This window comes from Vibrio sp. 10N.247.310.98, assembly GCF_041467395.1.
Classification (GTDB): domain Bacteria; phylum Pseudomonadota; class Gammaproteobacteria; order Enterobacterales; family Vibrionaceae; genus Vibrio; species Vibrio crassostreae_C.
In genome coordinates, this window is record NZ_JBFSUL010000022.1 from 17,213 (window position 1) to 38,249 (window position 21,037).

The window sequence follows — 21,037 nt, forward strand, 5'->3', positions numbered from 1 at the left end:
GATTCGACAAATCATATGCTTTAACATTCATATAGTGTGGCGCAAAACTGGCAGTTATACCGTATAAAAATGACGCATGTATCCATTCATGGAATCAAGATCGAATTTTCAGAACCTATAACAGGCAGTATCGCGACAATATCGAAAAACTGACCTTGTCAGGTTTAATGCGTTACCGCGATATCTCTTTGAGCGACACTCACACCTTTAATTTGAGCGTAAACACGCTGCCCGATTTCTAGATTTAACTCATCCAGCGCCCACAATGTAATGGTTGCCCATAGGTAGCACCCAGACTCTAACTCTAGCTCGACCGCGACACTCTGCTTATTTGTGCCTTGTTGGTGCGTCTCTACGCTTTTAATGGTGACAGGAAGGATGTTACGTATAGAAGTCCCTTTCGGCCGTTCTAGCGTGATAGAGACATCATTTGCCCTAACTTGCAGCCTCACTGTCGTACCAAGCTCACTCGATACTTTCTGAACCCATAACGACGTCGACTTTCCTAGCATCAGGCGAGACAGCGCATAATCGTCATTGTGTTCCGCTAATGTCGCTTCAAACAACGAGCTTTGCTCTGAGAAAGATTGCCAAGGTTGCATGGCTCTCGATGCCCAAACCTCTTCCGTCACACCCGACGAAATCACTTTGCCTTGGTCAATAATCACAAGGTGATTTGCCAAGCGTAAAATTTCATTGAGGCTATGGGTGACATAGATGATCGGTATTTGGACGGTTTCGGATAAGTTTTCCAGAAATGGCATCACTTCGCGCTTACGAGGCAAGTCGAGAGACGCTAAAGGCTCATCCATCAACAAAATGCTCGGCTTTGATAACAAAGCGCGGCCAATCGCCACACGTTGCTTCTCACCGCCAGACAAACGAGCTGGGTATCGGTCAAGCAATGAACCCAAAGACAACAGCGAGACTATTTGCTCAAAGTGCGCTTGATCGACGCTTTTCATACCGTATTTAAGGTTCGCTGCCACCTTCATATGTGGAAACAATCGCGACTCTTGGAACACATAACCGACGTTGCGTTTGTGAGTCGGCAAATTAATGCCATTTTCACTATCGAACAGTGTGGTTCCAGATACGCTGATCAGACCTTTATCGGGCTGTTTAAGGCCACTGATTGCATTGATAAGTGAGGTTTTACCCGCGCCAGAACGACCAAAAATTGCCGTAATGCCGCTACTTGGTAATTCCAAGTCGATATCAAAGAACGTTTCACCAAGTTGTTGTTGATATTGGAGGATCAAAGCACTCATGCATTGCCTCCCAAGCGTTGTGCTGACTTTTTGTTGAGCCACTCAGATAGCATCAATGAACCCAGCGCTATCACAATAGAAATGACACACAAACGCGCGGCTTCCATTTCAGCGCCAGGGGTTTCAATAAAGGTATACATAGCCAAAGGAATGGTTTGAGTTTCACCGGGAATATTTGAAACGAAGCTGATGGTCGCGCCAAACTCCCCTAGGCTTCTTGCGAATGAAAGCATGGTGCCGGTAATGACCCCTGGGATCATCAAGGGTAAAGTGATCGTGAAAAACACACGAAGAGGTGAAGCGCCTAATGTAGCAGCCGCCTCTTCAAGCTTACTGTCTACGGTTTCTAGGCTCAATCTAATAGAGCGAACCATCAGCGGCAACGCCACAACCACACAAGCGAGTGCCGCGCCCTTCCAGCTAAAGCTGAATACAATACCAAACACGTCATTGAGCCACGAACCTATGATACCTTGCCTGCCCATCATCACTAGCAGTAAATAGCCAATAACCACAGGTGGAAGTACCAAAGGTAAATGGACAATACTCTCAACAATGCTCTTACCTACAAATTGTTTCTTAGCAAGTAGCCATGCTAAGCCAATACCGATAGGGATAAGCCATAAGATTGCAAACCCAGCGACTTTTAAGCTCAGCATTAAGGCTTGGTATTCGTATTCCGATAAATACATCATTTAACGCACTTCAAATCCAAAACTGTTCAAGGTGTCTTTCGCTTTTTCGCTCTTTAGGAAAGTATAGAACTCTTCTGCCACAACTTTATCACTCAACTTCGCTACAGGGTAACGTATTGGTGTGTGCAGATCTGATGGGAAGGTCGACACTAGGTTTACTTCTTTAGAAAGCAACGCATCCGTTTTGTAGACAATGCCAAGCTTAGCTTCACTGCGCTCGACTAAGGCTAAGGCCATACGAACATTGTTACTTGGTGCCAATCGAGTTTTCACATCGTCCCATACACCTAACGTTTCTAACGCTTCTTTTGCATAGATACCAGCAGGAACCGACATGGTGTTACCCACTGCAAGCCTTTCATTAGTAAGCAGTTTAGCCCATTGTTCACCTTTTGATAGGTCTAACGTTACCGATGTCTCTTTAGGAGCAATCAGCACCAGTTCGTTTTCACATAGGTTTGTGACATTGTCACTATAAACCAATTTACGATCGACTAAATGCGTCATCCATTTCTCATTTGCCGAGATAAAAATGTCTGCTGGTGCTCCTCTTTCGATTTGTCGCACCAAAGACGATGTACTCGCGTACACAGGAATCACATCGACAGAATGGTCTTTCTCAAACTCTTCAACCAACAGATTAACCGCATTGGTCATCGACGATGCAGCGTAAACTCGTAGCTTTTCCGCAGCAAAAAGATGACTAGAACTCAATGCCGAAGTTAAAGCCATGGTTAAAAGGAAGACTCGCTTTTTCATTGTTATCACTTATCTATTGTTCGTTTAAGTTCTTTAGCTAACTTCTAAATGGCGGCTTAAGCTGTTAACTCTGGCCAAAGCAGATCAAGATTTAAGTACTCTTCGATGGCATCAGCGATTCGATTAATACCCAGCTCTTTAAGCTGTTCGTGGTCAATCGCGGTCACATCGTTGGCTCCTGCCCATTCGCAAATAAGCGACAACGCATCACTGTTGTCGAATACGCCATGCAAGTAAGTACCAAAAATCGAGTTATCTTGATTCACAGCGCCATCTAGGCTGCCAGATTCTAACTGAACCGGTAAGGCTGTTTCTTTGACATCAGTCCTACCTACGTGGATTTCATACCCTTTTACTTGTGCTGTTTTGCCATCCAGCGTCATGGTGCCGCGTACGTTGGTTAAGGTTTTCTGCTGTGTAAGGGTCGTTTCAGTATCCAGATACCCTAACCCTTCGCTGCTGCCGGGTTCCCCTTCAACGCCATCAGGATCGTGGATGATGTTACCTAACATTTGGTAGCCACCGCAGATACCCATCACTTTGCCGCCTAAGCGCAGGTGGCGTTGAATATCTTTATCCCAGCCTTGTTCTTTTAGGTAATCCAAATCTGCTCTTACCGACTTTGTACCCGGCAAGATAATTAAATCAGCATTGTTTACACGTTCGCCTTTACCGACATAACGTAAATCAATCGAAGGATTCAATCTTAACGCGTCAAAGTCTGTATGGTTGCTGATTCGGGTTAGCACTGGCACCGCCACCTTAAGCTTAGCTTCTCCGTCAGACTCTTGAGCAGAGGTAATGGCATCTTCCGCTTCTAAGTTAAAACCATGCAGATATGGCAAAACACCAATGACTGGCTTGCCGGTTTTTTCCTCTAGCCAATCTAGGCCAGATTGAAGCAGTGCGATATCGCCTCTAAAACGATTTATCACAAAGCCTTTTACACGAGCTTGTTCAGATTCAGACAATAGAGCTAATGTCCCGTAGAGATGCGCAAAAACGCCACCACGGTCAATATCAGCAACGATGATCACAGGGATGTCCGCTTTCTCAGCAAATCCCATGTTAGCGATATCATTTTCACGAAGATTGATTTCGGCTGGGCTCCCCGCACCTTCAATCATCACGCTTTCATATTCTTCAGAAAGTCGGTCAAACGAATCGATAACTGTATCCATCGCCACTTTCTTGTAATCATGATAACCCGTCGCTTCCATGTTGCTCAGCGCTCGGCCTTGCAAAATCACTTGCGCGCCGGTATCTGAGTTGGGCTTTAGCAATACAGGGTTCATGTGAACGGTTGGCTCTATATTACAAGCTTGCGCCTGAACCGCTTGAGCACGGCCAATTTCGCCACCATCTTTTGTCACAGCACTGTTCAACGCCATGTTTTGTGGCTTAAAAGGTGCCACTTTGATTCCTTTCCTTGCCAAAACACGGCATAAACCTGCCACCAAAACACTTTTTCCGGCATCTGACGTTGTCCCTTGAACCATAAGGGCACTTAATGGTGCTCGCATTTGTACTTAAATCCTTAATTTCTTAATTTTCAATTTATAGCTGTGGGCAATATTTCTCTGCGACCATCTTAACGTCATTGCCGAGTAGATGCTCAATAAAATGAATGGAAAATGAATGTGTTACTCACTCTGGATTCAACCCCAGTGTTGTTTAATAGCTCCATCGAAACGAAGCTTGTGAACGATAACAGGCGCTTCAACAAAAAACGTACTAACGAAAAGAAACGTTTCAAATTCAGAAAAACGTTTCTACTAAAAACAACATTAAGGGATTCACCATGAAAAAAACTGTATTAGCTATCGCATCTACTATTATCCTTGCTCCTACTTTCGCAATGGCTAGTGACCACAACAGCAACAAGCACGAAAGCGCTATTGCTTATACTGGCCCAATTGAAACCGTTTCTGTTGCGACACTACTTGCCGACACAAGCATGTTCGCAGAGCAAGAAGCAATTGTGGATGGCAAGATCGTTCGTCAACTTAAGAATGACACGTTTGTCTTCTCTGATGGCCAGAGTGAAATTCAAATCGAACTTGATGATGATATCCGCCTAGCACAACCACTGACCGCTGATACAAAAGTTCGTATCTTCGGTGAATATGAAGGTGGTAAGACACCTGAAATCGAAGTGGACCACATCCAGGTTCTATAAGCGATTAATATAAAAATACCGACTTCAAATAATTGGCCTGCATATTGCAGGCTTTTTTGTATTATACTGCCGCAAAATACAATTTATATGGAGTCACCATGCTAGGTTGCACGAATAAGACTGTCCTTTTAGGACTCGCTGCACTGTGTTCATTCTCTGCGTCTGCAAACAACTTTAACTACAACACATTCGAGCTGCGCATGGGTACTAGCCCAAGTACTTTCGGTGGTGAAGTCACAACAATGTTCACTCAGAACTCTCATTTTGTTGCTCGTATCGATTCAGAATTTGAAAGTGATTGGGATGCAGCGGTAGGTATGGGATTCAACGGCCCAATCAGTCAATTTGCTGACGTTACTGGCCAAATGTTACTGCACAACATTGAACGGAATGACGATAACCACATCAAAACAGAAATTAACCTTGGCTTGAGAGCTTGGTTAATGGCAAACGTTGAAGTTAACGCACGCCTTGGTCAACTGATCGACAACGATGACACTCGTTCAATTTTGGGTATCGGTGCTCGTTTCCATTCAACTGATCAACTGTCTGTTGGTCTTGATATGCGCAATAACGGCACATATGGCCACCAAATCTTAATGTCGGCTCGATTCGGATTCTAATCTAGATTTCAATTACTGAGTAATAAATAGCTAAACGTATTACATAGAAAAGCCCCGAACATATTAATGTTCGGGGCTTTTTTGTTTGTTAGTTTCGCTGGCTTTTAGTCGTTCACGACCTGAGCCAGCGACTTGCTTTATAAGCTAACCATCAGCATCTTTTTCTGGTGATCTAAGTACTCTTCATAAGTACCTTGGAAGCTCACTAGCTGTTGATCTTTTACATCGATGATGTGTGTTGCTAATGAAGAAACGAACTCTCGGTCATGGCTTACGAAGATAAGCGTGCCAGTGTAAACCTTCAACGCGTCGTTCAGGGCTTGGATTGCTTCCATGTCCATGTGGTTGGTTGGTTCGTCCATTACAAGCACGTTGATGTCTTGCATCATTAGCTTGCCGAATAACAGACGGTTCTTCTCACCACCAGAACAGTTACGCGCTTTTTTGTTCGCATCGTCAGCAGTAAACAATAGGCGACCTAGAATGCCACGTACCATAAGGTCATCGTGCTTCACTGTGCGCCATTGTGAGATCCAATCGAAGATGCTCAGGTCGTTATCAAAGTCAGACGTACTATCTTGTGGGCAGTAGCCTACAGATGCGTTTTCAGACCATTTTACGATACCTTCGTTTTGCTCTAGCTCTTGAACTAGGCAACGTAGCAGCGTGGTTTTACCTACACCGTTCTCACCGATAACCGCAAGACGAGTACCCGCTTCAAGCAGCAAGTTACCACCGGCAAACAATGTTTCGCCATCGAAGCCGTGACCAAGGTCTTGAAGTTCAAGCGCTTGACGGTGTAGTTTCTTACCTTCGCCAAAATCAATAGATGGGCTCATACGGCTCGATGATTTCACTTCATCAAGCGTGATCTTATCCATTTTCTTGGCACGAGAGCTTGCTTGTTTTGCTTTAGATGCGTTAGCACCAAAACGGTTTACGAAATCTTGAAGCTCGCTGATTTCAGCCGCTTTCTTAGCGTTGCTTGCTAAAAGCTGTTCACGAATCAAGCCAGATGCTTCTAGGAAGTACTCGTAGTTACCAGGGTAGACACGTAGCTCACCGTAGTCGATGTCTGCCATGTGTGTACACACAGAGTTCAGGAAGTGTCTATCGTGCGAAATGATGATCATTGTACATTTACGCTGGTTTAGCTCTTCAGCAAGCCAGTTGATCGTGTGAATGTCCAAGTTGTTGGTTGGTTCATCAAGAAGCAGGATATCTGGGTTTGCAAACAGAGCTTGTGCCAATAGCACACGCAGTTTCCAACCTGGAGCTACTTGCTGCATCAAGCCGAAATGGAACTCTTCTTCAATACCCGCTTGAATTAGGATGTCGCCAGCACGGCTTTCTGCTGTGTAGCCATCCATTTCCGCGAATTCACTTTCAAGTTCTGCGACTTTCATGCCGTCGTCTTCGCTCATTTCTGGCAAAGAGTAAATGCGGTCACGTTCTTGTTTTACTTCCCAAAGTTTTCTGTCGCCCATGATCACAACGTCGATAACGCTGTACTGTTCGAAAGCGAACTGATCTTGGCTTAGCACACCCAGTTTTTCTCCTGGAGTGATAGAAACGTTGCCCGAGCTTGGCGTTAATGCGCCACTTAGGATTTTCATGAACGTTGATTTGCCGCAACCATTAGCGCCGATCAAACCATAACGGTTGCCGTTACCAAATTTAGCAGAGATGTTTTCAAACAGCGGCTCTGCGCCAAATTGCATTGTGATGTTCGCGGTAGATATCAAAGAACTAATTCCTAAGCGTGTACTGACAGATAATTATTAGGCTATTTCAAGAACCTAAATAAGAAGTACGAAAGTATGGATTAAACAAAAATCGAAGCGCGGATTATATAGAGATCTCGATCACGTTGTCGAGGCTAAACAGTAAACGAATAGTAAACATAGACCATTTAGATGCTTTTCATACGTTATGGGGTGTAAATAAAAAAATCCCCACCAGCAGAACTGGTAGGGATTTCATTTATCAACACTAAAAGTCTTTTAAGCTCGTCACCTTTGAAACTATAGCTCTTCAAACGAAAAGCTTTGATGACGAGCAGAACTTGTTATTTAGTAATTTTCTTCTGAACGTATTTTTTGCTCACGTCGACAACCGCAACATCTCTAAAGAAGCTTCTACCCAACAGAAGTGGGAAAGAAAGATGCGTTCGGTCGGCTAGCGTAAATTCAGTTTTGTCTTTTAGATCGCCAATTTGAATCGAAGCTACAACCACAGCGCGTCGTTGTGTGCCTTCTGCGCTTGATTGCTTGATCTTAACCCAGCGTTCTACTGGTAAGCTGATCTCTTCAGTTGTAATTCCGTCGTGTTCAATCTTGAACTTAACCCAGTCTTTGCCGTCACGTTCAAAATCAACAATATCAACTGCACTGATTGAAGAGGTTGTTGCACCGGTATCGACACGTGCTTTAAACGCTTCTTTTAAACCAGGAACAAACACCCACTCTTCTTCACCAAGAATCAGTTTGCCGTCACTTGTTTTTCTAACCTTCTCTACTGGTTTTTCAACAGGTGCAGGTTTTACTTCCGGCTCAGTTGGTTTTACTTCTTCAGGCTTCTCAGTAGGTTCCGTTACTTTCTCGCCTTCTGTTGCGTCAGTTTTTGAAGAGTCATCCACAACAGGTTGTTCGATTTGAGGCTTTTGCTCTGGCTCAACAGGAGCTTGAGTTGTAGCCGAACAAGCAAACAGGCCACCACTTAGCATTAAAACTACAATCGCTTTCCAATTATACATTCAGTCACCTTCTATTTTGAAACGTTTGCTATCGCTTTTGCTACATAAGGAATATGAGATTCGGAAAGGCCTGCGATATTGATGCGTCCATCACCAACACCATAGACTCCATATTCTTCACGTAATTGATTCATTTGAGTTTCTTTAAAGCCTAGTACACTAAACATGCCTTTATGGCTTTCAATGAAGTCAAATTGTGACGTGTTATAAGTATTTCGCAATTCATCACATAAACTTTGGCGCAGATTTAACAAACGTTGCTGCATTTCACTCAATTCTTGCTTCCAAATCGAGGTTAGCTCTTGATTCTGAAGAATTGTTTTAACCAAAGCTGCACCATGATCTGGCGGCATTGTGTAAGTTGAACGAGCAAGCGTTAGAAGCTTACCTTTAGCATTGCCAACGTGTTCGCTGTTTTTGCCAATCACGATAGCGGCACCCGTTCTTTCACGGTATAAACCGAAGTTCTTCGAGCAAGATGTCGTAATCAACATCTCTTCGACGTTGTTAGCCATGTGTTGAAGACCTTTTGCGTCTTCTTCTAAGCCATCACCAAAGCCTTGGTAAGCAATATCAACGAACGGCAAGAAGCCATTTTTCTGCGATAGTTTGGTAATTTCCTGCCACGCCTCAAAGTCGATATCCGCACCCGTTGGGTTATGACAGCAACCGTGCAGTAGTACCACATCTGATGGACCCGCTTTTGAAAGGTCATCCAACATTCTTGCAGTATCAACTTGCTTCGTTTCAGGACTGAAGTAATTGTAATATCGAACTTTTAAGCCTGCCGCTTCCATCACCGGTTTGTGGTTAACGTAGCTTGGGTTTGAAATCCAAACCGTGGTGTCTGGTTGAGAAACTTTCATTAAGTCACCCAACATGCGAAGTGCACCACTTGCACCCGGTGTTTGAATCGCAGCAACGCGATCCATTGCAGAAGTCCCTTTAAGCAGCAGATCAACCATGCTTTGGTTGAACTCTTCACAGCCTGCTAGGCCAACGTAAGCTTTGGTTTTCTGAGTCTCAACAACGATATCTTGAGCCTTAGAAACGGCTTTCATGATCGGAGTTTCGCCTTGGTCGTTTTTGTAAACGCCAATGCCTAAATCGACTTTATCAGTACGAGTATCGCCGCGGTAAGCAACAGAAAGAGATAGAATTGGATCTAAAGTTGGTTTTGGTAGATGTGAAAACATGAAAGTCACAACCCTTTGAAATTCAAGTAATGGATTTCACGTTAACATTTTCGTACTAAAATCAGAAACATTTTTTAATAGAAGCGCTTAGTTACCATAAGTAATCAGAGATTGGTCGTTTCAAACGGATAAATAGTGCAAATTTCAAACACCTAATGACCCATTGCACAATTCAAATTGCTTTATTTCTATGCGTCTTATGTTCCTATATTCTTATGTTTGCACGTGCTCTATTAAGATTACTACTGGGCACTCTGTTTGAATTGTCTTGGTGTCATTCCTGACCAAGCCTTAAACCGAGTGCTAAAGTTAGCGGCATTGGGATATCCAACTATCTCGCCAATGTGTTGAATCGACCAATCACTCGACCTGAGCAGCCTTGCAGCGTATTCCATTCTCATACGCATAATATGAGTCATCGGGCTATGAGAGTAATAACGTTGGCACAAACGATGGAAGTGCGGCTCTGAACAAGGAAATAGGTTTGCTAGCTCATGCACATTCCACTCTTTATGAAGCTGCTTTTGAACACTGTCGAACACACGTCTCAAGCGAATCAAATTTCGAGACTGTTGCTGCGGGACTGGTGCATTAATCATGAACTCTATTTGGGCTACGCTGTGAATGGCAATCGCTCCGCCTAAATCAATGGGCAAGGCAATACTTCTCAGCAAGGTATGAATACAAGACGAGACGACTTCGGCTGCAGGAGAGAGCGTATAACTCACTTCATCATTGACGACATTATCCCAATGCTTATCAGGCGATAGAAAGATCCACGCTATCTGCCATGTTTCTTCTTCAATCCCAAAGCCATTCTCAACGCCTGCAGGCACAGTAATGCACGACCCCGGCTCTAGAATATAGCGACACGCCCCACTTTCTAACCACCCTTTGCCCCTAACCGTGTAAAGCAGCATGTGTTTCTGTGGATTCTTCCGATGGACAGAAAAGAAATCTCGGCACGACGCCGTCCCACACTGAACGATACCCAATTCTTCGAATGCCAATACATGGCTTTGATCGACAAACTCTTGGTGTGTCTGATCAGAGATCTCGTACCGTTCGTGTTTCTCACTCATTTCACTGATCGCTCATTAGGTTTGCCTGCAATTAAATCGCCACTTTAGTCATTCGATAGTTTTGGAATAGATGATTTTGAAAACAGATCGTTTTGACAAATAGACAGCTTTTGAAAATAGATAGTTTGGCAAAAGTTTGTGATGAACCTGAACAATACAGCCTAAACAAATGCCGATAAACTTCTCGCATATTAACCACAGGGGAAATGCGATGCGCTCGACATATCGTCATCTAGACAAAGATTTTTGGCAAAAGCTTTTACACATCGGTTTGCCTGTATCGCTACAAACCATGTTGTTTTCATTACTCGGCGTGGTCGATATTTTTATGGTTAACCAACTGGGTGACTCTGCAACTGCGGCGGTTGGTGTGGGTAACCGCATATTTTTCTTCAACTTGATCATGGTATCCGGGATTAGCGGCGCTGTCAGTGTGCTAGCTTCGCAATATTTCGGTGCGGGAGATTTCAACGGAATTAGACGCACATTAGCACAGTCATGGGCATTGTCTGTCTTTACCATCATCCCCTTTGTGTTGATTTATACATTGGCTCCTGAATCAGTCGTGTCTGTGGTGGCCTCAGACCCTGATTACGTCCGCTTGGCAACGGATTACCTTTGGATAACAGGAGCCAGCCTTTTTGGTACCGCGATCGTAGTGCCCTTAGAAAGCGCACTGCGATCGGTCGGCGAAGCCAAGCTACCCACCAAGATCAGTATTTGGGCAATCATCGTTAATGCGATTCTCAATGCATTGCTGATCTTTGGTTTGTTTGGATTTCCAGAACTGGGCGTAGTTGGTGCGGCTATTGGCACCACGGTGTCTCGATTCTTTCAGACGATAGCGCTGCTTATCATGGCGAAGAAACACTACGCGCATCTATTCCCGACATTAAGTAATTGGCGAGAAGCGATATTACCGAAGCATAGAAAGAAGTACTTCACGATAGCAATACCTATGTTGGTTCATGACACAGCATGGGCGGGCGGGATTCTTATTTATAACGTGATAGTTGGGCAAATGGGTGTTGGAGAGCTTGCGATCATTTCGCTGTTATCGCCAGTAGAAAGTATCTTGATCTCGGCGTTCATGGGGTTTGCGGTCGCCGCTTCGATCATTCTAGGCAACGAGATCGGCGCGAAGAACTATCAACGTGTTGAGAACACCGCATGGGGTTATGTATTGGTCAGCTGTGGGCTTGCGGCTATATTAGCCTTGGTGTGTTGGTTTGCTAAACCCGCGATCGTATACATGATCGGCCTTACTCACTTAGAGCTCAAAGAGACAGCCGTTAACGTCACCTTAGTCATGGCACTCGGCATGATACTAAGAGTCTTCAATATGGTTGGTATTGGTGGCGTGCTGAAAAGTGGTGGAGACATCAATTACAGTATCTTCATCGACCTGTTTGGCCAATGGGCAATCGGTATTCCCCTTGCTTACTTTACTGCGCTGGTGTTGGGTTGGCCGCTAGAATGGGTTTTGATGATTGTGTTACTGGAGGAGTTAGCGAAGATCGCTTTAACTAGCCAGCGAATTCACTCTAAGAAATGGATCAACAATCTAATCGACGAGCCTGAGCACATTCCTATATAAACAGGCGATAGATTCAAAGAACTCACACCCAAGGGCTGATTTGTAGCATTGCGCTAACGATGAAGCCCTTTTTCGTTTACGAGTGTGCAAAGTCACGACAGCAGTTATATATCAGTAAATCGATGGATGATTTGGTTTGAACTACCACGCCAATCCAACATTGGATCCGCTTTATCTTGCTCAAAACGACCATCAATCAAAGTATCAACATATTCAAGTACTTGCCTCTGCTTTTCGTCGAGTTCGTCGAGCTCGTAGCCCGTCCACATCCAGATGTCTTTGCCTTCACATTCTGCTTTTACACGCTGAACAAGCTTAAGCACTTCAGATACATTTGCAGGATGCAGAGGATCACCACCTGAAAGCGACAAGCCACGACGCTTGATTCGTGGATCATTGAGATCAGCGATAATGTGGTCTTGCAGCTCTTGAGTAAACAAATGCCCGGAGTCCAACCTTTGCGTTGATTGGTTATAACACCCGCGACACTGGTGTACACAACCCGACACAAACAAAGTGCAGCGTGTTCCAGGGCCATTTACAACGTCGATTGGGTGATATTGGTGATAATTCATAAGGCAGTATTGAAAACTCGTGATGGCTTAATGGTTTAACTCGAAAAGTAGCGAGAGTTGAAACAAATGAATTGGTATCGACATAGCGCCGATACCAAACATATTTCTTGAAACGTAGCTCTTCTAAGTAAGCTAGCTAATAATCTTAGAGCTTACTAAAGATGCTTCACGCGGCGTTTAACTTCTTCTTGCTTACCGAAGTTAAATGGTCGTGCATCTGGGCTACCAAGGTAACCACAAACACGGCGCGTCACCGATACTTTGGTTGAGTCATGGTTGCCACATTTAGGACACGTAAAGCCCTTACTTGTACAGTCGAACTCACCGTTGTAACCACATTCGTAACACTCATCAATCGGTGTGTTAGTGCCGTAGTAAGGAACACGTGTGTAGCTGTAATCCCATACGTTTTCTAGTGCTTCGATGTTCTTCTGCATGTTCGGGAATTCGCCGTAACAGATAAAACCACCGCTAGAAATTTCAGGATAAGGCATCTCGAAATCGATCTTGTCGTATGGGTTCACTGTCTTCTGCACATCTAAGTGGAAGCTGTTGGTGTAGTAACCACGGTCTGTCACACCATCAATCACACCAAATTCTTTGGTGTCGATGCTGCAGAAACGGCTACATAGGTTTTCACTTGGTGTGCCGTATAGGCTGAATGCGTAACCTGTCTCTTTCGTCCAAGATTCCACTTCACGCTTCATGTACTCCACCAGCTCAAGCGCTTTAGCACGCATTTCGCCATCGTCGTACAGGTGAACGTCAGTACCGTAAAGTGCTGTCATCGCTTCGTGGATACCAATGTAACCAAGAGAAACAGACGCACGGCCGTTCTTGAAGATGTCTGCAATAGAGTCGTCTGCTTTCAAGCGAACGCCACACGCACCTTCCATGTATAGGATTGGAGCAACACGCGCTTTCACGTTTTCTAGACGAGAAATACGAGTTTCTAATGCACGACGAGCCAGCTTGAGTTTATCATCAAGCAGTTCGTAGAACTTAGCCATATCTTGTTTTGCGTTAATCGCAATACGTGGCAAGTTCAAGCTAACAACACCTAAGTTGTTACGGCCTTCGTGAATCAACTCACCATTTTCTTCATAAGTATTCAAGAAGCTACGACAACCCATAGGCGTTTTAAATGACCCTGTCACTTCTACTACTTTGTCGTAGTTAAGAATGTCTGGGTACATACGCTTAGACGCACACTCTAGCGCTAATTGCTTGATGTCGTAGTTTGGATCTTGCTTCTGGTGGTTCAAACCATCTTTGATCGCAAATACCAGTTTAGGGAACACGGCTGTTTTACGGTTCTTACCCAAACCTGCAATGCGGTTTTTCAAGATTGATTGCTGAATCAATTTCGAGCCCCAGCTTTCACCTAAACCAAAACCAAACGTCACGAATGGTGTTTGACCATTAGCGGTGTGCAGCGTGTTTACTTCGTACTCCAGAGATTGGAACGCGTCGTAACACTCTTTCTCTGTGCGAGAGATAGCAAAAGCTTCTGGGCTATGAATGTCCCACTCTTTCGCTAGCGATAAGTGCTTCTCGTAGCTCGCCATAACGTAAGGTTCAAGAACCTCATCGATGCGGTTAATCGTTGTGCCGCCGTAGATGTGACTCGCCACTTGCGCGATGATCTGCGCGGTTACCGCTGTCGCCGTAGAAATAGACTTAGGTGTGTCGATTTCCGCGTTACCCATCTTGAAGCCATGCGTTAACATGCCTTTCAGATCGATAAGCATGCAGTTAAACATTGGGAAGAACGGTGCGTAGTCTAGATCGTGGTAGTGAATATCACCACATTCGTGAGCATGTACGATATCACGTGGCAAAATGTGAGTTTTTGCATAGTGTTTAGCCACGATACCCGCCAGCAGGTCACGCTGAGTTGGGATTACTTTGCCATCTTTGTTCGCGTTTTCATTGATTAGATCAACGTTGCTTTCTTCGATCAAACCTTCGATCTCACGAGTTAAAGCGCTTTGCTTCTCACGGGCGATGTCGCGGTCATGACGATATTCAATGTAGGCACGAGCCAGAGACTTGTATGGTCCCTGCATTAGCTCGTTCTCGACCATGGTTTGAATTTCAGAGATATGAACTTCATCGTAGTCTTCGAGCTTCAACTCAACTGCTAATGCCACATTCAGTGCATAAATAGCAATTTCCTTATCGGCTTTGTCTGATGCTGCTTCCACTGCAGCTTGGATGCGATCTCTACTGAATGGAGCTCTTGAGCCATCACGCTTGATTACGATTGATTTCACCACTTCTCCTTACTCTTGAGGTATTCACAGACTTATCCACAAACACACTATATAGAGCGATTTATCGTTTAACTAACACTAGATATTGTGGCGTATTTAACGAGAACCACCAACTTTGAGTATTGATTTGGATCAATAAAAAGAGAACGCTGACTAAGATCAATTCAATATTATTACGCTAGTTCTCAAGTCGAAAAGAAACAATGTAACAATAAAAAAACTCCTAAAAAGAGTTGAATTTTTGGTAAGTGTTGTAGGATAACGGCTCATCAATATTGGCAGACAAAATTAGGGATATTTGGCATGAAACGACTTCAAAACTGGATAATGTTAGGCTGCTTACTCAGTAGCCAGACATTTGCTGAACCTTTGACCATATCCAGTTGGAATATCGAATGGTTATCAACCAACGAGGCTGTGAATAAGTTTTCTGACAAACGTGATCAAGCTGATTTCGACAAACTCGCAACTTATTTTCAATCCTTAGACGCAGACGTGGTTGCGTTTCAAGAAGTCGATAACGTAAATGCCATTCAGCGTGTGGCTGGTGATCAATACAAGATATTGATGTCTGACCGGGCGCTATCTAAGAACAGCAACCGCCAATTTAAAGAAGTGAACCAATACACGGGATTTGCAGTTCGTAAAGGAGTAGCCCTCACCGACTACGCTGACTTTCCGCTTGAAACCACATCCAACAGTAAACTTAGGTTTGCCAGCTATATCGTTGTAGAAACAAACTTTAAACCCATTCACATGTTGTCTGTGCATTTAAAGGCAGGTTGTAGCGGAGCGTATAAGTCCAACCGCGATTGCTCTCGTTTAAAAGAGCAAGCTCAGCAACTGAACAAGTGGATAAAGCAAAGAGAGCGCAATAACGAAGACTACGCCATTCTTGGCGACTTTAACCATAACCTCGCTTACTCACGAGATTGGATGTGGAAAGAGTTATCACAATATACTGATGCGCAGTTAGCGACACGAAAGACCCGTGCAGATTGTAAGGTACGCTCTAACCGCAACAATTATCGCACACATCAGTTCCGCTCTGTTATTGATCATATTGTGGTGAGTGAGTCGCTAAATGCTTCTCCTGCAAAGCAGAAGGTATTTGAAACACAAGATGTTCTGGACTACAAACTCAGCGACCACTGTCCAGTTTCAACGACTATTAAATAGTAGATTTTAGATAACAGCAGATTGTAGATAACTGAAAATAATAGAAACAGTAAATATAGAAAGAGGCTGACTGACTTTCGTGCTGAAAGCGAGTCAACCTCTATGCTTGGTCAGCTCAGAACGGATAACGTCAAAGCCAATGTAATCAGCTATAAGCTTGCTACTAACACGTTTTGTTCATACGATCCGCCAGCCACATTCCCACCAGCATGCTTATCATAAACACCCACACCGTCGGGTTGCCGCCACTTAGGCTGGTTACCGCAGGGCCTGGGCAAAAGCCTGCAATCCCCCAGCCTAAGCCAAACGCTGTAGATCCAAGAATCAGCTTTCTGTCTATCAACGGATTGTTACGGCTATCTAACGGCTCGCCATTGATGGCTTTAGCGCGCTTTTTAATGACCAGATGATAAAACGGTGCAAAGACCAATAGCGCGCCACCCATGACGAATGCCAAACTAATGTCCCAGTTACCGGTAATGTCTAAGAAGCCGAGTACCTTCTCAGGATCAACCATCCCTGAGATGATCATGCCAGAGCCAAAAAGAATACCTGCGACCAAACCGATAACGATAGTAAATGAAGCGTTTTTCATTATGCCCCCAAGCCAGTCAGATTCTTGATAAACACGGTTACGATTGCCACACCCATAAATACACAGGTCGCAACAATAGAACGTTTAGATAAACGCGCCATTCCGACAATGCCATGCCCGCTAGTACAACCGTTCGCTGTTTTAGTACCAAAGCCCACCAGAAGGCCAGCAATAATCACTAAAGCGAGATTCATCTCTTCTAACTGCGGAAGTTGGTAGCCCGTCGGAATTAATAGCCAACCACTTGCGACCATTCCCACAACAAAGGCGATACGCCAGTGTTTTTCGGTGTTTGCTGTATCCGCATCTTTACGTTCTTTGTTGCTGGTGCCAGTTGGCAATAATCGGCTGACAATGCCACTAATGCCAGCAACTCGACCAATCCCCAACATTAAAACAATGGCCGACACGCCTAACAACATGCCGCCGAAAAAAGCATCCCAAGGAATCAAACTAAGCACAAACCTCTCCTATCCACAAACATCATAAACTCATAACAACCTATAAATTAGAGTTTACTAATAAATATAAATTAGTCAATGCTAATGTACTGCGAGTATGTGTCGTTTTGTAAGTCTGGAATTAACAAGCGCCCTGCATGAAAAAAGCCCCTAGGCGTTAACCTAAGGGCTTAAGATTTATTCTGTCTTTGGTAAAGAACAGCTATTTGACCTTGTTCTTCTCAGCAATCCATTGCGACATGTACTTAGTGCTCGCCATACTATGGTGCTTAAGCATTGAACCAAAGAAATTATTCAGTCGATGCGCATCAAGCTCAGAACCTAGCGCAGTCAGTCGCTCGATCAATTTGTCGCCCAGTTGATTCTGTTCATAGTGCGCTTCAAGAATTGAATGACATTGGCTTTGAGCTTTAAGCCATTTCTTTTCATCTTTATAAAGAGCGACAGCTTGTTCAACAAACTCATCAATATCATCTGACACTGCGCCCGGCCATTGCAGTTCACCTTGCGGTAGCATGCCTTCACTGCCGATCTCGCTGGTTACATTCGGAGTTTGCAGCTTCATCGCATCAAGTAACTTGCCTTTAATGCCAGCGCCAAAACGTAATGGCGCAACACAAACACGTGCATCTTCCATCACTTCTTGAGCGTCTTTCGCCCAACCTTTGATATGGAAGCCAGTTTTAGGGTTATGCAAAGCGGTTGCTTTTGGCGGCGGATACGATCCATAAATATGAAGTTCAGTGTCAGGTAACTGTTTACGAATCTTCGGCCAAATCTTCTGTAGCTGAAGTACGGCATCCCAGTTCGGTGCGTGTCTAAAGTTGCCTATCGTCATGAAATGCTTACGTTCTTCAAAGCTTTTCGTGCTTTCAGGAAGCGTATTAAGATCAACCATGAACGGCAGATGATGAAGCAGTTTGGGATCGATATTGAACTCAGCTTGAAGCAGTTCCATCTCGTAGCTAGAAATGATCAACGAAAGATCACAGCGTAGAATCGCGGCAATTTCACGTTTAGCCAAGTCACTGTACAAATGCGCTTTAGTCAGTTCTGTCTCTTTCTTAACCGCTTCGTGTCGAGCATTACGTAAGAACTGTAAATCTTCCGTATCCAGTAACTTAAACGCATTCGGGCATACCTTTTCCACGCGCCAACCAAACTGCTCTTCCATCATAAAACGGTCAAACATCACAACATCGGGCTGCAGCTCTTCAATGTAATCGTCAAAGCTATCGCAATTTAACTGTATAGATTGGCTTGTGATGCCCTCTTCAGAGAGATCAATCATGTGCTCGGTTTCTTGAGCGGGTGTTGCAAATTCAACTGACCAACCTTGTCTCTTAAATAGACGTAAAAGAGACATCATATGGCTGCCAGCCGCCGATGAATTCGGTTCTGGCCAAACGTAGCCAATTGCTAAAACTTTCTTCAAAATACTTCCTAAGAAATAACAAAAGGGCCACAGAAGCCCCTAATAAAACGTTAATCGAGTTATGCCGCTGATAATAATGGTTCTAAGAACTCAGCGATCAGATTCGTTCACCTACATTGCGAGCTATCATAAGCACTTCATCGGCTGAGTAAAAGTTTGAAATCGTGGTTTCGACTTGAGCGCCCAATGTCGACTGATAGAGCTTTTGTGCAAAGTTATCTGCTCTGGTGGTCACTAATACATGTTTTAGTGTCGAGCCCTGCTCTGATAGCTTCTGCTTCACTTGAGGCAAAGAGTCTAGAATCAGCTTTTTGCCCAATCCTTGCCCCTGAGCACTCGGTAACACAGCAAGTTGTTCTAGCTCCAAAACAGCTTCAGGCCTAAACCCACTCTTTTGAACCCAAATAATGTAGCCGACAATCTCGCCATCGCTTTCAGCAACAAAGTTAAGAAAGCGTGGCGCAGCATTTAAGTTACATTGTAACCAATTTTTTGAGTTTTGCTGTCGAACAAAAGTTGCTTGGTGAACTAAAGCCGCTCCATCGAGGTCGGCTTCTGTCATAAAACGAACTTGCGCCATGCTGCTACTCATTCTCAGAATTAGGACGCGTTTTACAGTGTAAAATGGCTCTCTCTAGAAGTTCTAATGCCGAGCTATCTGCTTCTGGAAGCTTAGCGTCCGATTGACCTAACGGATCAACACGGCTACCCCACTTAATATGGCCTGCCCCCCAAGTTAAACCGGCACCGAATGCCGCCACAAGGATGTTTGAGTTCGGTTTAACAAAGCCTTGCTCTAACGATTCACACAATGCAATTGGCACAGTCGCAGCCGACGTGTTGCCATAGTTTTGAATGTTCACAAACGCTTTCTCACGTTCAATGCCCGCCATATCACACAGAGTTTGAATAATTCGGATGTTCGCTTGGTGCGGAATCACAACATCGATGTTTTCAGTTGAGATGCCAGTGCGACTCAATACTGTATGTGCTGCAGCGCCCATTCCTTTCACTGCACGCTTGAAGATCTCTTTACCAACGAAATCAAAATCCCAGTAACCGTTATCAGCAGCAAAGCGGTCCATAGACGTACCGAATTTTGGTACTGCTAGAATGTCACGGCCCTCTGCGTCACAACCGATTTGAGCTTCTTGTAAACCCACTTGTTCTTCAGTACGCGATAAAACCACAGCGCCAGCGCCATCACCGAATAGAACCGCAGTATCACGCTTGGTCCAGTCGATGAAGAATGAAAGACGCTCTGCACCCACAACGATCGCATTGCGGTAGTTGCCCGCTTGAATCAATCGAGTTGCTGTTTCAACACCGTAGATAAAGCCTGTACACGCTGCATTAAGGTCAAAAGCTGCTGCGCTCTTGATGCCTAAGTTCTGTTGAACTTTAGACGCGGTATTTGGAATAAGAGAGTCTGGACTGCACGTCGCTACGATCACAAGATCGATATCTTCGGCTGTTAAACCAGCACACGCCATTGCATGTTGAGCAGCAACGGTCGCTAGCTCAGAGGTATTTACATGACTGATACGACGATTTTCGATACCAGTTCGAGTACGAATCCACTCGTCAGACGTATCAATGAAAGTGCTTAAATCATCATTGGATAGCACGGCTGGTGGCAGACACTTTCCCCAGCCAGTAATTTCGGCGTAAAATTTTGTCATCATTTACCTGTTTATTGTTTGTTTTTATTTAAGTATCGTATTCTTGTTTTAAACAGTATAAGCGCTCTGTGCGTGATTCGTAAATCGCGTTAGCCACGGAGTTGCAATAAAAAGAGAAAGTTATGTCTACATTCAACACACGCTGCCCTTCTTGCAATGGCGTAAACCGAGTTCCTTCAGAAAGAATTTCAGAAAGCCCAACTTGTGGTAAGTGCAAAACAGCACTGCTCGATGGCGCTCCTATCGAGGGAACGTCACTTAATTTCCAATCTATCTTGAACAGTTCACAACCTGTAGTTGTCGATTTCTGGGCAACATGGTGTAACCCATGTGTGGGCTTCGCGCCCGTGTTCAGCGACGTTGCAAAAGAACGCTCTGGAGATGTTCGATTCGTTAAGATTGATACTGAAGCTCAGCAGCAGCTCGCAGCTGTTTATCAAATCAGAAGCATTCCGACCGTGATGGTGTTTAAAGACGGTAAACGTGTCGATACGATTAACGGTGCACTGCCAAAAGGTCAATTTGATCAGTGGCTTAATCAAGCTCTAACCAAGTAACACCATTACTTAAGCTATTGATTAAGCTATTGATTTAGATTTTGCTTTATTCTAAGTAAGCACACAAAAATAGTTAGATAGTCTTATCAAACCAAGACTATCTAACCTACTGTTTTATTT

The 21,037-nt window shown here is 44.3% G+C and carries 20 protein-coding genes; 5 read left to right on the top strand and 15 right to left on the bottom strand.

From position 1 onward, the window contains the following. Positions 1 to 164: 164 nt before the first annotated feature. Genes modC through AB6E78_RS10965 form a run of 4 tightly spaced genes read right to left on the bottom strand, consistent with a single transcriptional unit; the run spans position 165 to position 4,248 of the window. The gene (modC, locus tag AB6E78_RS10950) at positions 165 to 1,271 is read right to left on the bottom strand and encodes a molybdenum ABC transporter ATP-binding protein ModC (RefSeq protein ID WP_017067812.1); all 1,107 of its coding nucleotides are present in this window, start codon (positions 1,269 to 1,271) and stop codon (positions 165 to 167) included. After that, complete coding sequence (modB, locus tag AB6E78_RS10955) at positions 1,268 to 1,966, bottom strand: molybdate ABC transporter permease subunit (RefSeq protein ID WP_017060110.1); 699 nt, start codon at positions 1,964 to 1,966, stop codon at positions 1,268 to 1,270. Before modB ends, modC begins: the two co-directional genes overlap by 4 nt. Further along, positions 1,967 to 2,725: a molybdate ABC transporter substrate-binding protein gene (modA, locus tag AB6E78_RS10960; RefSeq protein WP_017060111.1), complete on the bottom strand. Its 759-nt coding sequence runs from the start codon at positions 2,723 to 2,725 to the stop codon at positions 1,967 to 1,969. It lies immediately after the preceding gene. Between the two features lie 56 nt (positions 2,726 to 2,781). Next, positions 2,782 to 4,248, bottom strand: coding sequence for a cobyric acid synthase (locus AB6E78_RS10965; RefSeq protein WP_372052282.1), 1,467 nt, complete (start codon positions 4,246 to 4,248; stop codon positions 2,782 to 2,784). A gap of 278 nt (positions 4,249 to 4,526) precedes the next feature. Here AB6E78_RS10965 and AB6E78_RS10970 point away from each other — a divergent pair, with 278 nt between their 5' ends. Together AB6E78_RS10970 and AB6E78_RS10975 are read left to right on the top strand one after the other, a co-directional pair. Continuing rightward, the gene (locus tag AB6E78_RS10970; protein WP_048608277.1) at positions 4,527 to 4,904 is read left to right on the top strand and encodes a YgiW/YdeI family stress tolerance OB fold protein; all 378 of its coding nucleotides are present in this window, start codon (positions 4,527 to 4,529) and stop codon (positions 4,902 to 4,904) included. Between the two features lie 98 nt (positions 4,905 to 5,002). After that, positions 5,003 to 5,527, top strand: coding sequence for a hypothetical protein (locus AB6E78_RS10975; RefSeq protein ID WP_017060115.1), 525 nt, complete (start codon positions 5,003 to 5,005; stop codon positions 5,525 to 5,527). Positions 5,528 to 5,664: 137 nt separating this feature from the next. On the opposite strand, the gene AB6E78_RS10980 is transcribed toward AB6E78_RS10975, so the two are convergent. The 4 genes from AB6E78_RS10980 to AB6E78_RS10995 form a co-directional block, all read right to left on the bottom strand. Continuing rightward, a complete protein-coding gene (locus AB6E78_RS10980) occupies positions 5,665 to 7,272 on the bottom strand; it encodes an ABC-F family ATPase (protein WP_080582218.1) in 1,608 nt (535 codons plus the stop codon). 323 nt (positions 7,273 to 7,595) lie between these two features. Beyond that, entirely contained in the window at positions 7,596 to 8,282 is a 687-nt protein-coding gene (locus AB6E78_RS10985) for an ATP-dependent zinc protease (protein WP_017069095.1), read from the bottom strand. Positions 8,283 to 8,293: 11 nt separating this feature from the next. Beyond that, positions 8,294 to 9,478, bottom strand: a complete 1,185-nt coding sequence (locus AB6E78_RS10990) for an amino acid aminotransferase (RefSeq protein ID WP_017064572.1) — start codon at positions 9,476 to 9,478, stop codon at positions 8,294 to 8,296. A gap of 242 nt (positions 9,479 to 9,720) precedes the next feature. Next, positions 9,721 to 10,560, bottom strand: coding sequence for an AraC family transcriptional regulator (locus AB6E78_RS10995; RefSeq protein ID WP_137001489.1), 840 nt, complete (start codon positions 10,558 to 10,560; stop codon positions 9,721 to 9,723). A gap of 169 nt (positions 10,561 to 10,729) precedes the next feature. Here AB6E78_RS10995 and AB6E78_RS11000 point away from each other — a divergent pair, with 169 nt between their 5' ends. Further along, positions 10,730 to 12,157 carry an MATE family efflux transporter gene (locus tag AB6E78_RS11000; protein WP_137001490.1) on the top strand — a complete coding sequence of 476 codons (1,428 nt, stop codon included), beginning with the start codon at positions 10,730 to 10,732 and terminating at the stop codon, positions 12,155 to 12,157. 104 nt (positions 12,158 to 12,261) lie between these two features. Here the strand turns inward: AB6E78_RS11000 and nrdG are convergent, their stop codons facing one another. Then, entirely contained in the window at positions 12,262 to 12,732 is a 471-nt protein-coding gene (gene nrdG / locus AB6E78_RS11005; RefSeq protein WP_017069098.1) for an anaerobic ribonucleoside-triphosphate reductase-activating protein, read from the bottom strand. 155 nt (positions 12,733 to 12,887) lie between these two features. Then, positions 12,888 to 15,008 (bottom strand): anaerobic ribonucleoside-triphosphate reductase, encoded by a 2,121-nt coding sequence (gene nrdD, locus AB6E78_RS11010; protein WP_102394372.1) that lies wholly within the window; start codon positions 15,006 to 15,008, stop codon positions 12,888 to 12,890. 303 nt (positions 15,009 to 15,311) lie between these two features. Here nrdD and AB6E78_RS11015 point away from each other — a divergent pair, with 303 nt between their 5' ends. Then, positions 15,312 to 16,187: an endonuclease/exonuclease/phosphatase family protein gene (locus AB6E78_RS11015; RefSeq protein ID WP_017064569.1), complete on the top strand. Its 876-nt coding sequence runs from the start codon at positions 15,312 to 15,314 to the stop codon at positions 16,185 to 16,187. A 163-nt stretch (positions 16,188 to 16,350) separates the two neighbouring features. On the opposite strand, the gene AB6E78_RS11020 is transcribed toward AB6E78_RS11015, so the two are convergent. The 5 genes from AB6E78_RS11020 to AB6E78_RS11040 all read right to left on the bottom strand — a co-directional run bounded on the left by AB6E78_RS11020 (position 16,351) and on the right by AB6E78_RS11040 (position 20,360). Beyond that, positions 16,351 to 16,782, bottom strand: a complete 432-nt coding sequence (locus AB6E78_RS11020; protein ID WP_016787649.1) for a YeeE/YedE family protein — start codon at positions 16,780 to 16,782, stop codon at positions 16,351 to 16,353. Then, positions 16,782 to 17,243: a YeeE/YedE family protein gene (locus AB6E78_RS11025; protein WP_010429747.1), complete on the bottom strand. Its 462-nt coding sequence runs from the start codon at positions 17,241 to 17,243 to the stop codon at positions 16,782 to 16,784. Before AB6E78_RS11025 ends, AB6E78_RS11020 begins: the two co-directional genes overlap by 1 nt. A 202-nt stretch (positions 17,244 to 17,445) precedes the next feature. Next, positions 17,446 to 18,678 carry a glycosyltransferase gene (locus AB6E78_RS11030; RefSeq protein WP_372133436.1) on the bottom strand — a complete coding sequence of 411 codons (1,233 nt, stop codon included), beginning with the start codon at positions 18,676 to 18,678 and terminating at the stop codon, positions 17,446 to 17,448. 97 nt (positions 18,679 to 18,775) lie between these two features. Beyond that, a complete protein-coding gene (locus AB6E78_RS11035) occupies positions 18,776 to 19,240 on the bottom strand; it encodes a GNAT family N-acetyltransferase (RefSeq protein ID WP_029235379.1) in 465 nt (154 codons plus the stop codon). A 22-nt stretch (positions 19,241 to 19,262) separates the two neighbouring features. Beyond that, entirely contained in the window at positions 19,263 to 20,360 is a 1,098-nt protein-coding gene (locus tag AB6E78_RS11040; protein WP_017060124.1) for a ketoacyl-ACP synthase III, read from the bottom strand. A gap of 122 nt (positions 20,361 to 20,482) precedes the next feature. Between AB6E78_RS11040 and trxC the strand changes: the two genes are divergently transcribed. Then, a complete protein-coding gene (trxC, locus tag AB6E78_RS11045) occupies positions 20,483 to 20,917 on the top strand; it encodes a thioredoxin TrxC (RefSeq protein WP_102566934.1) in 435 nt (144 codons plus the stop codon). The last annotated feature ends 120 nt before the right edge of the window (positions 20,918 to 21,037 follow it).